The organism is Actinoplanes sp. NPDC023936 (assembly GCF_040639325.1).
Taxonomy (GTDB): domain Bacteria; phylum Actinomycetota; class Actinomycetes; order Mycobacteriales; family Micromonosporaceae; genus Actinoplanes.
Window position 1 is genome coordinate 195,631 of the sequence record NZ_JBEZZR010000007.1, and the last position, 14,257, is coordinate 209,887.

General features: G+C 69.3%; 13 protein-coding genes and 2 riboswitches. Of the genes, 11 read left to right on the forward strand and 2 right to left on the reverse strand.

Annotated elements, in window-relative coordinates; translation table 11 throughout:
* Window positions 1-199: 199 nt before the first annotated feature.
* The 6 genes from pdxH to AB0F72_RS13060 are packed head-to-tail and all read left to right on the forward strand — an operon-like array spanning window position 200 to window position 4,870.
* Entirely contained in the window at window positions 200-841 is a 642-nt protein-coding gene (pdxH, locus tag AB0F72_RS13035; RefSeq protein ID WP_360429939.1) for a pyridoxamine 5'-phosphate oxidase, read from the forward strand.
* On the forward strand, window positions 814-2,124 hold the full coding sequence (locus AB0F72_RS13040) for an MFS transporter (RefSeq protein ID WP_360429781.1): 1,311 nt from the start codon (window positions 814-816) through the stop codon (window positions 2,122-2,124). Before pdxH ends, AB0F72_RS13040 begins: the two co-directional genes overlap by 28 nt.
* 10 nt (window positions 2,125-2,134) lie before the next feature.
* Window positions 2,135-3,058 carry an aldose 1-epimerase family protein gene (locus AB0F72_RS13045; RefSeq protein WP_360429784.1) on the forward strand — a complete coding sequence of 308 codons (924 nt, stop codon included), beginning with the start codon at window positions 2,135-2,137 and terminating at the stop codon, window positions 3,056-3,058.
* Complete coding sequence (locus AB0F72_RS13050) at window positions 3,058-3,666, forward strand: nitroreductase family protein (RefSeq protein WP_360429786.1); 609 nt, start codon at window positions 3,058-3,060, stop codon at window positions 3,664-3,666. Before AB0F72_RS13045 ends, AB0F72_RS13050 begins: the two co-directional genes overlap by 1 nt.
* Window positions 3,667-3,724: 58 nt before the next feature.
* A complete protein-coding gene (locus tag AB0F72_RS13055) occupies window positions 3,725-4,021 on the forward strand; it encodes a type II toxin-antitoxin system VapB family antitoxin (RefSeq protein WP_014440514.1) in 297 nt (98 codons plus the stop codon).
* Window positions 4,022-4,075: 54 nt separating this feature from the next.
* On the forward strand, window positions 4,076-4,870 hold the full coding sequence (locus AB0F72_RS13060) for a DUF4230 domain-containing protein (RefSeq protein ID WP_360429788.1): 795 nt from the start codon (window positions 4,076-4,078) through the stop codon (window positions 4,868-4,870).
* Between the two features lie 8 nt (window positions 4,871-4,878).
* On the opposite strand, the gene AB0F72_RS13065 is transcribed toward AB0F72_RS13060, so the two are convergent.
* On the reverse strand, window positions 4,879-5,082 hold the full coding sequence (locus AB0F72_RS13065) for a PspC domain-containing protein (RefSeq protein WP_360429790.1): 204 nt from the start codon (window positions 5,080-5,082) through the stop codon (window positions 4,879-4,881).
* 156 nt (window positions 5,083-5,238) lie between these two features.
* On the opposite strand from AB0F72_RS13065, the gene AB0F72_RS13070 reads away from it, so the two are divergent.
* The 5 genes from AB0F72_RS13070 (at window position 5,239) to AB0F72_RS13090 (ending at window position 12,692) form a co-directional block, all read left to right on the forward strand.
* A complete protein-coding gene (locus tag AB0F72_RS13070) occupies window positions 5,239-7,140 on the forward strand; it encodes a DUF5941 domain-containing protein (protein ID WP_360429792.1) in 1,902 nt (633 codons plus the stop codon).
* A 446-nt stretch (window positions 7,141-7,586) separates the two neighbouring features.
* Window positions 7,587-8,882 (forward strand): ABC transporter ATP-binding protein, encoded by a 1,296-nt coding sequence (locus AB0F72_RS13075; RefSeq protein ID WP_360429794.1) that lies wholly within the window; start codon window positions 7,587-7,589, stop codon window positions 8,880-8,882.
* 81 nt (window positions 8,883-8,963) lie between these two features.
* Window positions 8,964-9,446, forward strand: a complete 483-nt coding sequence (locus AB0F72_RS13080; protein WP_360429796.1) for an ATP-binding protein — start codon at window positions 8,964-8,966, stop codon at window positions 9,444-9,446.
* Window positions 9,447-9,537: 91 nt separating this feature from the next.
* Window positions 9,538-10,272: a beta-phosphoglucomutase family hydrolase gene (locus AB0F72_RS13085; RefSeq protein ID WP_360429798.1), complete on the forward strand. Its 735-nt coding sequence runs from the start codon at window positions 9,538-9,540 to the stop codon at window positions 10,270-10,272.
* A gap of 56 nt (window positions 10,273-10,328) precedes the next feature.
* The gene (locus AB0F72_RS13090) at window positions 10,329-12,692 is read left to right on the forward strand and encodes a glycoside hydrolase family 65 protein (protein WP_360429800.1); all 2,364 of its coding nucleotides are present in this window, start codon (window positions 10,329-10,331) and stop codon (window positions 12,690-12,692) included.
* Between the two features lie 54 nt (window positions 12,693-12,746).
* Here the strand turns inward: AB0F72_RS13090 and AB0F72_RS13095 are convergent, their stop codons facing one another.
* Window positions 12,747-13,763, reverse strand: a complete 1,017-nt coding sequence (locus AB0F72_RS13095; RefSeq protein ID WP_360429802.1) for a hypothetical protein — start codon at window positions 13,761-13,763, stop codon at window positions 12,747-12,749.
* A 4-nt stretch (window positions 13,764-13,767) separates the two neighbouring features.
* Window positions 13,768-13,902: riboswitch (cyclic di-AMP (ydaO/yuaA leader) on the reverse strand.
* 206 nt (window positions 13,903-14,108) lie between these two features.
* Window positions 14,109-14,243: riboswitch (cyclic di-AMP (ydaO/yuaA leader) on the forward strand.
* The last annotated feature ends 14 nt before the right edge of the window (window positions 14,244-14,257 follow it).

Genomic DNA, 14,257 nt, shown 5'->3' on the forward strand with positions numbered 1-14,257 from the left:
GGTCGAGGCGTCGCGATTGTGCTCTCGGTGACACCCATCCTGGTTCAACTGACGTATCGCCACGGGCGACTTACCGTCGTTTGCGTCTTGGGGTACCCGGGTTTTGGATACACCCCTACGTTTTTGGATGCACCCCTACGTTTTGGATACCGCAGTGAACGGAGCGCGTGTGGCCGAGGAACCGCCGTCGCCGGCCGGGATGCGCCGCGACTACACCGAGTGGCCGTTGCTGCTCGAAGACGGGCTGGCCGAGGACTGGACCAGCCAGTTCGCGGCGTGGTTCGCCGACGCGACCACGTTCGGGTTACCCGAGCCGAACGCGATGGTGATCGCCACGGCCGACGCGGCGGGACGTCCGTCGGCCCGGACGGTGCTGCTCAAGGGATACGACGCGAGCGGTTTTGTGTTTTTCACGAATTATGAGTCCCGCAAGGGCAGCGAGCTCGCCGTCAACCCGTACGCGAGTCTGGTCTTCCCCTGGTTTCCCATGCAGCGCCAGGTGACCGTGGCGGGGACGGTGGAGCGGGTGTCCCGGGCGGAGACCGAGGAGTACTTCCAGGCCCGGCCGCGCGGCTCGCAGCTCGGCGCCTGGGCCAGTCCGCAGTCGCGGGTGCTGGCCGGCCGGGCCGAGGTGGACGCCGGGCTGGCGGCGGCGGTCGCGCGGTTCAGTGCGGGGCCGGTTCCGGCGCCGCCGCACTGGGGTGGGTTCCGGGTGATTCCGGACAGCGTGGAGTTCTGGCAGGGGCGGAGCAGCCGGCTGCACGACCGCCTCCGGTACCGGCGCGACACCGTGCCGGGTGACGGGGACGGCAAATGGGTGGTCGAGAGGCTCGCTCCGTGAGTCAGGTCGCCGAGAAGAAGCCGAAATCCTGGATGATCGACACGCGGCCGCTGCGGGTGGTCGCGTACCGGCGGATGTGGATCGGCAACGGCGCCTCGTTCTTCGGGTTCCAGTTCACCGCGGTCGCCGTGCCGGTGGAGATGTACGCCATCACGGATTCCACCACCTGGGTCGGCCTGATCGGGGTGGCTGCCCTCGTACCCCTGCTGATCTTCGGTCTGTGGGGTGGCGCGGTCGCCGACGTGGTGGACCGGCGCCGGTTGCTGCTGGCCAGCTCGGTGATCACCTGGACATCGACGGTAGGACTGCTGGTGCAGGCGGTCACCGGGGTGCACAGCCCGCATCTGCTGCTGGCGCTGACCGCCGTGCAGTCGGCCGGCTTCGCGATCAGCTCGCCGGCCCGCAACGCGATCATCCCGAGGATCGTCCCCGGCGACCTGGTCCCGGCCGCCAACACGCTGAACTACACGACCACCACCGCCGGCGGCGTGCTCGGCCCGCTGGCCGCCGGCCTGATCATGGGGATCTGGTCGACGGACGCCGGCGTCGAGGTGGCCTACGCGGTGGATGCCCTGCTCTTCACGATGACCTTCTGGGCCACCTGGCGGCTGCCGGCGATCCCGCCGATCGAGCGCGAGGAGGGTGACGAGAAGCCCTCGGCCGGCCTGCGCGGCATCGCGGTCGGGCTGAAGTTCCTGGTCACCCAGCCGGTGCTGCTGCTCTCGTTCGCTATCGACCTGATCGCGATGGTGTTCGCGATGCCCCGGGCGCTCTTCCCGGCGGTGGCCGAGAACCAGTTCGGCGGCGGGTCCGCGGTGGGTTGGCTGTACAGCGCGATCGCGATCGGCTCACTCGTCGGGGGCCTCACCTCCGGCTGGATCAGCCGGGTCCGCCGGCAGGGCCTCGCCCTGGTCGTCGCGGTGGTCGGCTGGGGTGTGGCGATCGGCTTCTCCGGGCTCGCCACCCAGCTGTGGCTGATGGTGCTGCTGCTCGCCGTGGCGGGAGCGGCCGACCTGGTCAGCGCGGTCTACCGGCAATCGATCATGCAGACGTTCGCGCCGGACCGGCTGCGCGGGCGGCTGCAGGGCGTGTTCACTGTCGTGGTGGCCGGCGGTCCCCGGCTCGGTGACCTGCGCGCGGGTGCGACAGCCGATGTGACGGGCGTGACCGGCTCCTGGGCGGGCGGCGGATTCGTGGCGGCCGGCCTGGCCGTGGCGCTCGCCGCGGCATCTCCGGCACTGATCCGATACCGGCCCGCTTCCGAGAGTTCCGAGGACCGATAGTGTCGCGGGTATGAGCGCAGAGGCAGCCGCGAAATCCGGCATCCAGTGGTCGATCGAGGCAGACGGGCACCGCGCCGTCCTGACGGAGGTCGGCGGCACGCTGCGCGCCTATTCCGTCGACGGCGCCGAGCTGCTCGACGGCTTCGGCACCGACGAGATCGCGCCGGGTTCCGCGGGGCAGATCCTCGCGCCGTGGCCGAACCGCATCCGGGACGGGCACTACCAGTTCGAGGGCCAGAGCTACCAGCTGGCACTGACCGAGCCGGCTCGGCACAACGCCATCCACGGCCTGGTCAACTGGTCCCGGTGGCGGCTCGCCGAGCAGTCCGCCGGCGCCGTCACGCTGGAGTACGAGCTGCCCGCCCAGGTCGGGTACCCGTGGTCGCTGCTGCTGCGCAGTCGCTGGTCGGTCTCGGCGGACGGCCTGCGCTGCGTGCAGGAAGTGGTGAACACCTCCACCGCGAACGCGCCGTGGGGTTACTCCGTGCACCCGTACCTCCGGCTCGCCGGTGTGAGCGTCGACGACACCGTGCTGCACGTGCCGGCCAAGACCCGGCTGCTGGCCGACAACCGGCTGCTGCCGCTCGGCGCGAACAAGGTGGCCGGCAGCGAGTTCGACTACAACGAGCCGCGCCGGATCGGCAGCGCGGTCCTGGACACCACGTTCGGCGACATCGATTTCGACGCTGACGGGATCACCGCGGTGACCCTGTCCTCTTCTGCGGATTCCGGCTCCAAGATCGTGGTCTGGGCCGACGACAAGTTCAAGTACTGGCAGGTCTTCACCGGTGACACGCTGCACGGCGAGCGCCACCGGCGGTCCGTCGCGGTGGAGCCGATGACGTGCCCGCCGGACGCGTTCCGCAGCGGGCGTGACCTGGTCGTGCTGGCGCCGGGCCAGACCTGGACGACGTCCTGGGGCATCCGGGCCTGATGGAGTTCGACGAGGTTGTCCGGCGGCGCCGGATGGTCCGGGGTTACGACCCTGATCGCCCGGTGCCGCCCGCACTGATCGACAAGATCGTCAGGCATGGGCTGCGAGCGCCGTCGGCGGGTTTCTCGCAGGGCTGGAGCTTTCTGGTCCTGACCGAGGAGCCGGATCGGTCGCTGTTCTGGCGGACTCTGTCCACGGGGTCGAACAGTTGGCTCGATCGGATGTCGACCGCGCCGCTGATCATTGTCGCCCTATCCAACAAGTCCGCATATATCGAGAGATATGCGGAGGCGGACAAGGGGTGGACGGATCGGGACGAGTCGCGCTGGCCCGTGCCGTACTGGGACATCGACACCGGATTCGCCTCGCTGCTCATGCATCTGACCGCTGTCAACGAGGGCTTGGGCTCGTGCTTCATCGGGTTGCCGGCCGATCGCGTCGGCGCGTTCAAGCAGGCCTTCGGCGTGCCGGACGCATTTACCCCGATTGGCGCGCTGACCGTCGGGTACCGAGGTGACGACAAGAGGTCACCGTCACTGAGGCGCGGCCACCGTCCGGTGGACGATGTGGTGCATCATGGCCGGTGGGCTTCGACCGGCGAGGTCTGACACTCGCGCGGTTACCCTGGCATGCGGTGGAACATTCTGACGGAAAGGGGCAGCCGCCGTGATCTTCAAAGCGGTCCGGGACGGAGCCCCGTACCCCGATCACCACACGACGCTGAAGGCGTGGGCGGAGATTCCGCCCCGGCCGATCCGGCTCGCCGACCTGATCACCACGAAACGGGAGCTGGCGCTCGACAAGCTGCTCGCCGAGGACTCCACGTTCTACGGCGATCTCTTCCCGCACGTGGTGGAGTACCACGGGGCGCTGTACCTGGAGGACGGGCTGCACCGGGCGCTGCGGGCGGCCCTGCAGCAGCGCAACCAGATCCACGCCCGGGTTCTTCTGGTGGAAGATTAGCCAGCTGCTGCTCTCCGGATGCGGATTGTCGTATCCCCTCCGTACCGTTGAGTCATGGCCAACTCACCTGACGTCGGCTCACCCGGCGTCGGCTCATCTGCCGTCGGCTCGCCTGCCGTCGGCTCACCGGATGTCGACGAACCGACCAGGGAGTACCCGGCCGTGCCCGAACAGGACGCGACGGCCGCTCCCACCGATGTTCGCCGGAGCGGCTTCGCCCGGCTGCTGATCTTCACGGGTCTCGTCTTCGCGCTGATGGTCGCGGGCTGCCTCGGCCTGCGCGCGATAAACGTGCTGCCGACGTTCGACAACCCGTTCTCCGACCAGACGGTCGACCGCAGCCAGCCCGTGCTGTTGCAGTCCATGCGGGACCTCAACCGTTACGTGGCGGCGGACGGCACGTTCCAGGTCATCGTCGATCTCCAGCAGGACAAGGAGAACATTCCGGACTTCCTGGTGAACCGGCGGACGCTCTTCGTCGGCTCGGGCACCGTCGAGGCGTACGTCGACTTCGGTGCCCTCAGCGGTGACGGGTTGAAAGTCGACGAGGCCAAGAAGTCGATCGAGCTGACGCTGCCGGCGCCGGAGCAGTCGACCGCCGCCCTCGACATGGCGAAAAGTTACGTCGTCGCCGAGGAGCGTGGCCTGCTCAACCGGATCGGTGACGCGTTCGGCAACGAGCCCAACAAGCAGCAGCGGGTCTATCAGCTGGCACAGGAGCGGATCACCGAGGCCGCCCGGTCCAGCGGGATGGACCAGCGGGCGAGAGACAACACCCAGCGGATGCTGGAGAGCCTCTTCGCCCGGCTGGGTTACACCACCGTGACTGTCACATTCGCCAATCCGTGATCAGCGAGTCACTCGTTGGGCATCATCGCCCAGAGCACCAGGTATGCGATGAACTGCGGGCCGGGGAGCAGGCAGGAGAGCACGAACAGCAGCCGGACTGTGCCGGCTCCCAGGCCGAAACGCTGGCCCAGGCCGGCGCAGACGCCGGCGATCATGCGGTTGTGGCGGGGGCGGGTCAGGGTGCGGGTCTTGACGGCGCGGGACACGGTCATCCACTCCTTCTGCGGTGACCGTGGCGTTCTGCCACGGCCACTTCGACGGTAGGTACGGAAACTCCGGCGTCCCTCGGTCTAGAGGGGGATACCGGGGGTCCAGCTCCCGTAAGGGTGACCCGTACCCGTGTGGCGCCCGCTGTTAACCTTTCGGCCGTGACGTTGGCCCTTCTCTACTCCCCGGCCGGAACCGCCCTTCCGGAGAGTGAGGCGGCCCAGCTCACCACGGAACTCGACGCCGCGTTGCGGGCGGCCGGCGCGTCATCGGTCGTGCGGCTCGCCTCCGTGCCGGTGCACGCCGGCGCCGCCGCGGCCGACACCTCGCCCGACTCGGTCAACCGGTTGCGTGAGCTCGTCCGGCAGGCCCGCGGCGCCGGTGAACAGCTGCTGATCTGCCCGGACAACCTGGTCGCCCACCCCAGCCTGCTGTGGATGCTCGCCACCGAACCGGCCGGCCGCAGCACCGTCCTCGTGATGGCCGACGCCGCCGGCGACCTCAAGGAGGACCGCGGCCGGATCGTGCCCGCCACGCCCGGATCCGGGACCACCCGGTTCCTCGGCGCGATGTGCGTCGCCCCGGCCGACCTGCCGCTGCTGGAGAAGGTCGCCGACCGGCCGGACCTGCTCGCCGCGCTGCTCGACGACGGCCTGGTCCCGATCGCCACCCGGCCCCGGACGCTGCGAGCGCAGCAGGTGCGCACGCCCGACGAGCTGGCCTCGGCGCGCACGGCGGTCGCCGCGGTGGACGAGGACGCGGCTCGCCTGCGGCTCGCCGTCAAGGAACAGGACGATTTCTTCACCACGTACGCGGTGAGCAGCTGGTCGCCGATCGTCACCAAGGCGGCTGCCCGGCTGAGCCTGAGCCCGACCGCGGTGACCGGGCTCTCGGTGCTGTTCGCGGGCGCCGCGGCGCTGGCGTTCTGGCAGGCGTCACGACCGCTGATGATCCTCGGCGGGATCCTGCTCTACCTCGGGTTCGTGCTGGACTGCGTGGACGGCCAGCTCGCCCGGTACACGCGGAACTTCGACGCGTTCGGCGGCTGGCTCGACACGATGGCCGACCGCGCCAAGGAGTACGCGGTCTACGCCGGTCTCGCGGCCGGGGCGGAACGGATCGGACTGCCGTACGCCTGGCCCCTCGCCATCGCCGCGATCGTCCTGCAGACCGCCCGGCACATGACCGACACCTGGTACGGCGCCCTGCACGACGAGGCAGCCGCGAGGCCCGTCCAGCAGGCCACCGCCGGTGTCGGCGCCCGGCTCACCGCCGCCTCCGTCGCGGCGCAGAGCCAGCGCGGCTCACTGATCTACTGGGGCAAGAAGATCGTCGTCTTCCCGATCGGCGAACGCTGGGCCCTGATGTCCGTGCTGGCCGCGTTCACCAACGGCCGGGTGGCGCTCGCCGCGGTGGTCGGGTTCGGCCTGCTCGCGGCCGGGTACACGCTGGCGCTGCGCTCGCTGCGGGCGCTCTCCATGCGGGTCTCCGTGCTGCACACGGTCGACACGATGCGCCACCGCGACGACGGCCCGCTGGTGCGGGCCGTGCTGAGCCGGGTCGGCGCCGGCCGCCCGCTCGCGCTTGCGGCGCTTTTCACCGGGTACGCGTTGACCACCGTCCTGGTGTTCCTGACCCTCGACCCGTCCCGCTACGCGTGGCTGCTCGCCCTCGTCGCCGTTCCGGTCGTGCTTTGCGGCTTCCCGGCCCGCACCCGGCACGGCGGCGCCCTGGACTGGCTGGTGCCGGCCGCCCTGCGCGCAGCCGAGTACCTGATCGTGGTCGCCGTCGGGCTCTACGGTTCGGTGCCGCCGGCTGTCGTCTTCGTGCTGCTGTTCGCGCTGGCCTTGCGCCACTACGACCTGACCGCGCGGATGGAGAAGGGCGCCCCGGCCAGCGGCGCGGGTGGTGCGACGCTCGGCTGGGACGGGCGGGTGCTGTTGTTGGTGCTGGCGGCGCTGCTCGGCTACGCGACGGCCGGGACGGCGGTGCTGGCGGCGCTGGTCTTCGCGGCTTTCGCCGCAACCGCAACCCGAGACTGGCGCGCAAGCCGCTCCCACTGACGCCCGCCACCCCGGGCGGCCGCTGTCTGCCCGCGTGCGCCGTGGCCCGCGTGCGCCGTGGCCCGCGTGCGCTGTGTGGCGTGGCCCGCGGGCGCTGTGTGCGGCGGGAGGGGGCGTCGAGGCCGGCGGTGCGGGGAGCGGGAGGGGGCGCCGGGGCCGGCGCCGGGGCGCGCCGGGGGGAGGGGCCGTCAGGTGGCCGGTGTGGCGGGACTCGTGGGGTGCGGTTGGGGAGGGCCGGGCCCGTACCGGATGGGTGTCGGTTTTTGCGCTTTCTTTATGTGTACGTGCACAGTCGATCTCCCGCCGTTCAGATCTCCGTAATCGATTGATCACTATCTGCGAATGGCACTTTCGACCGATGGCAGGGCATTGACTCCACTCGCAGAGTTAGGGCTCGATTGCCGACCGTCGTGGGATCGGGATCACACGATCGCAGGAGGTTGACGGTGTCCACCGTCGCGCTCAAGAACGTCACCAAGATCTGGCCAGATGGCACCTACGCCGTCGACAACCTCGATCTCGAGGTCAACGACGGCGAGTTCATGGTGCTGCTCGGGCCTTCCGGCTGCGGGAAGTCGACAGTGCTCCGGATGATCGCCGGGCTGGAGGACCCCACCGAGGGTGAGCTCCTGCTGAACGGTGAACCGGTGCTCGACCTTCCGCCGCGGGAGCGCAGCATCGCGATGGTGTTTCAGGATTTTGCGCTCTATCCGCACATGACAGTGGGGGAGAACATCGGCTTCCCCCTGAAGCTCTCCGGCGTCGAGCCGTCCCCGCGGCAGGAGCGGGTGGACGCCATCGCCGGAGCGCTCGGTATCGGCGAGGTGCTCGGCCGCCGGCCCAGCCAGCTCTCCGGCGGGCAGCGGCAGCGGGTCGCGATGGGCCGGGCGATCGTGCGCCGGCCGGGGCTCTTCCTGATGGACGAGCCGCTTTCCAACCTGGACAGCGGGCTGCGTGCCGAACTGCGCGCGGAGATCTCCAGCATGACCCGGGAGCTGGGCGTCACGACGATGTACGTGACGCACGACCAGGCCGAGGCGCTCACCATGGCGGATCGCGTCGCGATCATGCGGAAGGGTGTGCTCCAGGACGTCGGTACGCCCACCGAGGTCTACCGCCGTCCGGCCACGCTCTACGTCGCGGCGTTCCTCGGCTCGCCCCGGATGAATCTGCTGGAGGCGTCCGTCTACGTCCATCTCGAGCAGTACATCGTGCTCAACTTCGGCGACCAGAACCTCTACATGCCGTGGAACGACCCGCGGGCACGCTCGGTGATGCGCTACCACGGCGAGCGCATCGTCGTCGGGATCCGGGCGGAGGCGCTCACCCCTGTCGCGCCGGACACGCAAGGGCATGTCCTGCAGGGCCGGATCCGCTACCTGGAGCACCACGGGCACGAGTCGCTGGCGTTCCTGGACGTCGGCGCGACAGCCATCGTGGTCGACGAGATGAGCAACCCGGTGCACACCGAGCCGCCGGTCGAGGGCGCGCTCAAGCGGATCGGTGGGGTGCTGCAGCGGCTGACACGCCCGGGAGCCGCCGAGATCGAGCCCCGGCCAGCCGGACGGGTGAGTGTGCTCAACGACCCGGGCCGGCACCACCGGAAGCCGGCCGAGCTGTCGGTGCGCCTGGCGCCGTACCCGGCGGTGGGACCTGGGCATCCGCTGGCCATCTCGGTGCGGATGGAGGCGGTGCACTTCTTCGACGAGCGAGGTGACCGGATTGACGTCGGTTGGCGCTGAATGTCGGATCAAGACCGCTTCCGGGCGGGATCACCGATGCCTCGTGCCACCGGTCGGCCACAGCGCGTAGGCTGCACGACGGTGGAGGACAGGATCGGCCAGAGCGTGCGTTCGGCTCGGGAGCGCGAGCCGAGGGTCGATGGTGTCCGCCAACCGGCCGGACCGCTGCTCCTCGATCGTGCTTTCGGTCAGGAAGACATCACCGTTCTCCGGCACGAAGTGACCTCCCGGCTCGTTCCGCTCGGCTTGAGTGCCGATCGCCGGCATGGGTACGTCCTGGCCGTCAACGAGGTCATCACCAACGTGGTGCTGCACGCGGGGGGCCACGGCCGGCTGGTCCTGCGCGCCGAGGGCGGTTCGGTGTGGTGCGTGGTGACCGACTCCGGCCCCGGCATTCCCGGTGGTTACCTGGATGATCCACAGGCCCCGGAGGCCTTCGAGGTCGGCGGGCGCGGACTGTGGCTGGCGCACCAGTTGTGCGACGAGGTGACGACCGCGACCGGGCCTATCGGTACCTCGATCGGATTGCGTATCTCCATGGATGGCACGCCGGATTCCCGATGAAACAGCAGGTTGAACGAGCTGTGAACCATCACGTAAATGTGAAGCGGCCCTTCCGCTCTCGTCCCGCTTCGCGTCCGGCTACATTGGGCGCGTGCTCGGACTTCCTACACAGGTGAACGTTTGCCTTTTCGATCTTGACGGCGTGCTGACGCAGACCGCGCTGGTGCACAACGCAGCGTGGAAACAGACGTTCGACTCGTTCCTGGAAACGTGGTCGAGTCGTCACGGTGTGCCATTCGTGCCGTTCGATTCAGGCGCCGATTATCACCAATATGTGGACGGCCGGCAGCGCGCCGACGGTGTGCGCACCTTCCTGGCCTCCCGTGGCATCACCCTGCCCGAGGGCACTCCCGACGACACCGGGGACCAGGAGACCGTCAACGGTGTCGGCAACCGCAAGAACGTGCTCGTGCTGCAGAAGATCAAGGAAGGCGCCGTTCAGGTCTACCCCGGATCGGTGGAGTACCTGAAGGCGGCCAAGGCGGCCGGCCTGCGCCGCGCCGTCGTCTCGGCGAGCGCCAACTGCAAGGACGTGCTGGAGGCCGCCGGCATCGCCGACCTCCTGGAGGTCCGGGTGGACGGCCTGGTCGCCCGCGAGCAGGGCCTGCCGGGCAAGCCGGCGCCGGACACCTTCCGGTACGCGGCGAAGCTGCTGGGCGCGGACCCGGAGCACTGTGCCGTCTACGAGGACGCGCTGGCCGGGGTGGCGGCGGGCCGGGCCGGCGGCTTCGGCATCGTCATCGGCGTCGACCGGGTTGGCCAGGCCGAGGCTCTGCGCAGCAACGGCGCGGACGTGGTCGTGACCGACCTCGCCGAGCTCCTCTGAAATTTCTCCTTTCGTAAATCTGACTCGAATTTCTGAAGACCTCGAGAGGCACGACCGTGATCCGTGAACGGGCCTATCCCGTCGACCCATGGCATATCCGGGAGACCCGGCTGGACCTGGAGCTGCTGGCCCAGTCCGAGTCGGTGTTCGCGCTCTCCAACGGCCACATCGGGATACGCGGAAACCTGGACGAGGGCGAGCCGCACGGCCTGCCCGGCAGCTACCTGAACTCGTTCTACGAGCTGCGTCCGCTGCCGCACGCCGAGGGCGGGTACGGGTTCCCCGAGTCCGGCCAGACGATGGTGAACGTCACCAACGCCAAGCTGATGCGCCTGCTCGTCAACGATGAGCCGTTCGACGTGCGCTACGGCGAGCTGCGCTCCCACGAACGCTGCCTGGACCTGCGGGCCGGCACCCTGGAGCGGGTGGTGGAGTGGGTCTCCCCGTCCGGTCAGGGCGTCCGGGTTCGCACCGTTCGTCTGGTCTCGTTCACACAGCGGGCCGTCGTCGCCTTCCTCTACGAGGTCGAGCCCCTGGAGGGCTCGGCCCGGCTGATCCTGCAGTCCGAGCTGGTGGCGAACGAGCAGCTGCCGCCGGTGAGCAAGGACCCGCGGGTCGCCGCGGTGCTGGACCGGCCGCTGCAGGCCGAGGAGATGATGGAGCAGCGCGCCGGCGGCATCCTGGTGCACCGTACCAAGGCCAGCGACCTGCGGATGGCCGCGGCCATGGAGCACCTGGTGGAGACGCCGGGCCGGCACGCCATCACCACCGAGGGCCACCCGGACTGGCTGCGCACCACCGTGGCCTGCCGGCTGGAGCCCGGCCAGAAGCTGCGGGTGGTCAAGCTCGCGGCGTACGGGTGGTCCAGCATCCGCTCGCTGCCCGCCCTGCGTGACCAGGTCGGCGCGGCACTGGCCAGCGCCCGCCTGGACGGCTGGGAGGGCCTGGTCCAGCAGCAGCGGGAGTACCTGGACGCGTTCTGGGACCACTCGGACGTCAAGGTCGAGGGTGACCCGGAGGTGCAGCAGGCGGTCCGGTTCGGGCTCTTCCACACCCTGCAGGCCGGCGCGCGGGCCGAGCAGCGCCCGATCGGCTCCAAGGGCCTCACCGGGCCGGGGTACGACGGCCACACGTTCTGGGACGCCGAGACGTTCGTTCTGCCGGCTCTGACGTACACCCAGCCCTCCGCGGCGGCCGACGTGCTGCGCTGGCGGCACTCGACGCTGGACCTGGCCCGGGAGCGCGCGCAGACGCTCGGCCTCTCGGGCGCGGCGTTCCCGTGGCGGACGATCCGCGGGCAGGAGTGCTCCGGGTACTGGCCGGCGGGCACGGCCGGCTTCCACATCGGGGCCGACATCGCCGACGCGGTCCGCCGTTACGTGCAGGCCACCGGTGACTACGACTTCGAGCGTGAGGTCGGCCTGGAGCTGCTCGTCGAGACCGCCCGGCTGTGGCGTTCGCTGGGTCACCACGACCGGCACGGCCGCTTCCACATCGACGGTGTGACGGGTCCGGACGAGTACACCGCCGTGGTGAACGACAACATCTACACCAACCTGATGGCGCAGCAGAACCTGATGACCGCGGTCGACGCCTGCAAGCGTCACCCGGACCTGGCGCGCAAGCTCGGTGTGGACGACGAGGAGGCGGCGTCCTGGCGGGACGCGGCGGCCGCGGTGCACATCCCGTACGACAAGGAGCTCGGCGTCCACCAGCAGTGCGAGGGCTTCACCCGGCTGCAGGAGTGGGACTTCGAGAACACCCCGCCCGAGGGCTACCCGCTGCTGCTCAACTTCCCGTACTTCGACCTGTACCGCAAGCAGGTCATCAAGCAGGCCGACCTGGTCATGGCGATGTACATCCGGGGCGACGCGTTCACCCCGGAGGAGAAGGCGCGCAACTTCGCGTACTACGACGCGCGGACCGTCCGCGACTCGTCCCTATCCGCGTGCATCCAGGCCGTTCTCGCGGCGGAGACCGGGCACCTGGAGCTGGCCCACGACTACCTGGGCGAGGCCGCCCTGATGGACCTGCACGACCTGCACCAGAACGCCCGGGACGGCGTGCACGTGGCGTCGCTGGCCGGCACCTGGATCTCGCTGGTCGCCGGTCTCGGCGGCATGCGTGACTTCAACGGGCAGCTGAGCTTCGCGCCGCGCCTCCCCAGCCGGATCAACAACCTGGAGTTCTCGCTGCTCTGGCGCGGTCTGCGGCTGCGGGTGAACGTGACGGCGGACGAGGTGACCTACTCGCTGCGCAACGGTGGCGGCTCGGCCCGGCTGACGCTTCTGCACCACGGCAAGGAGACCGAGGTGACCCAGGTGCGCCCGGTGACCATGCCGATCCCGCCGGCCCCCCCGGTGGGATCCGCGCCGGCCCAGCCGCACGGGCGGGCGCCGGTGCGCCGCGCCGTGCACTGAGCCGAACGAGAAAAGCCCCCGTCCTCACGATGAGGACGGGGGCTTTTCCGATGCTCAGAGCATGGAGACGTGCACGTGGTCGGTGTGGTCACTGACGCCGTGGTACGCCTTCCAGCCCGACGCGGGGAACCAGATCTTCTTGTACCAGATGACGTAGTAGATCCCGAGCTCGTCGGCGTTACGCACCAGGAACGCCATGAGGTCGTTGCCGTACTTCATCATCCTGTCGTTGTGCGCCGAGGAGAAGCCGCTCTTCTGCAGCGACCAGTCACAGGCCCGGCCCTTGGGGTGCTCGTAGGGCCCGCCGGGGCGGTAACAGCCGACGAACAGGTTGAAGCCGGCCTTCTTGGTTTCCTTGTACATGTTCAGCGTGCGCTTGGTGATGCAGCCGCTGGTCGTCGGGTCCTTCTCGGTGCAGCCCTCGGGCGAGAAGCCGCCGCTGGAGTTGCGCGGCGCGGCCTTGGCGGAGGGGGATTTCGCCACCACGAAACCGTCGGTGAGCGCGTCGCCACCCACCAGTTGCAGGGCTTTCTCCGCCGATTCCTTCTGCTTCTTCATCAGCGCGGAGTTCTTCTTCTGCGCCGCGACCTCGGCGTCGAGTTTCGCCTTGCTCTCGGCGACAGTGGCGATCGCCTCGTTGAGCTCGTGCAGCTTCTCGTCGTGCAGCTTGTTGATCTCCTCGAGGGAGATCGCCTTGTGCAGGAAGTCGTTCGACGAGTTCGCGCCGAGCAGGAAGCCGACCGCGCTCAGGTTGCCCGTCACGTACTGCTCGCGGGCGATCGAGTTCACCTCGGGGATGAGCTTGTCGCGCCGGTCCTCCGCGGCCTTGATCTCGACGTTCAGCTTCGCCTGCGCCTTTGTGGACTTCGTCACGGCGGCCTTGGCCGAGACGTAGCGCCGGTTGGCGGCCTCGATGACGTCGGAGAGTAGTGCGTCCTCGTCCTCCTCCTCCGCGGTGGGGGACGAGCCGCTCGGTTCGGCGGAGGCCGGAGTGGCCGGCGCCACGAACAACGTCGTGGCCACGAGCGGTGCCAGGGCAAGCAGCAGCCACCGGCGGGGACGTGCGGTCATCAACAGTTCCTTCCTTGTCACCGCCGACCGAGTTAGCTGACGGGTTCGGGACGGAAGAGATCCCTACCACCCGAAGGCGGACTCACCCCACTGACCTGGTTCCCCGGCTCACCTCGCGGTGATTAGGCGGCGGCCTGCCGGCTCCTCGGGGGCGGTGCCGTCCTGGCAGGACCGCGACGAGTTTACCTGAGGAATGGCGCGGTATCAGGACCACTGAACCGGCAAAACTGTTACCGGGCAGCGACTTTCCGTAGTCAAATCACCTCGCGTGTCCGCGCAATAGCGCACCGTACGAGAACTGTCGATCTGTCGATTGAGTGGGTATGGTCGGTTCCGGTTCCCACCCGGGGACCGCCGCCTAATCGCCGCTCCCGGCGAGCCGGGGAACCATTTCCCTCGGGGTGAATCCGCAACCGCGGTAGGGATTTCCTTCGTCCCGAACCCGTCAGCTAACTCGGTCGGCGGCCGACGGAAGGATTACCTGTGCAGCGAAA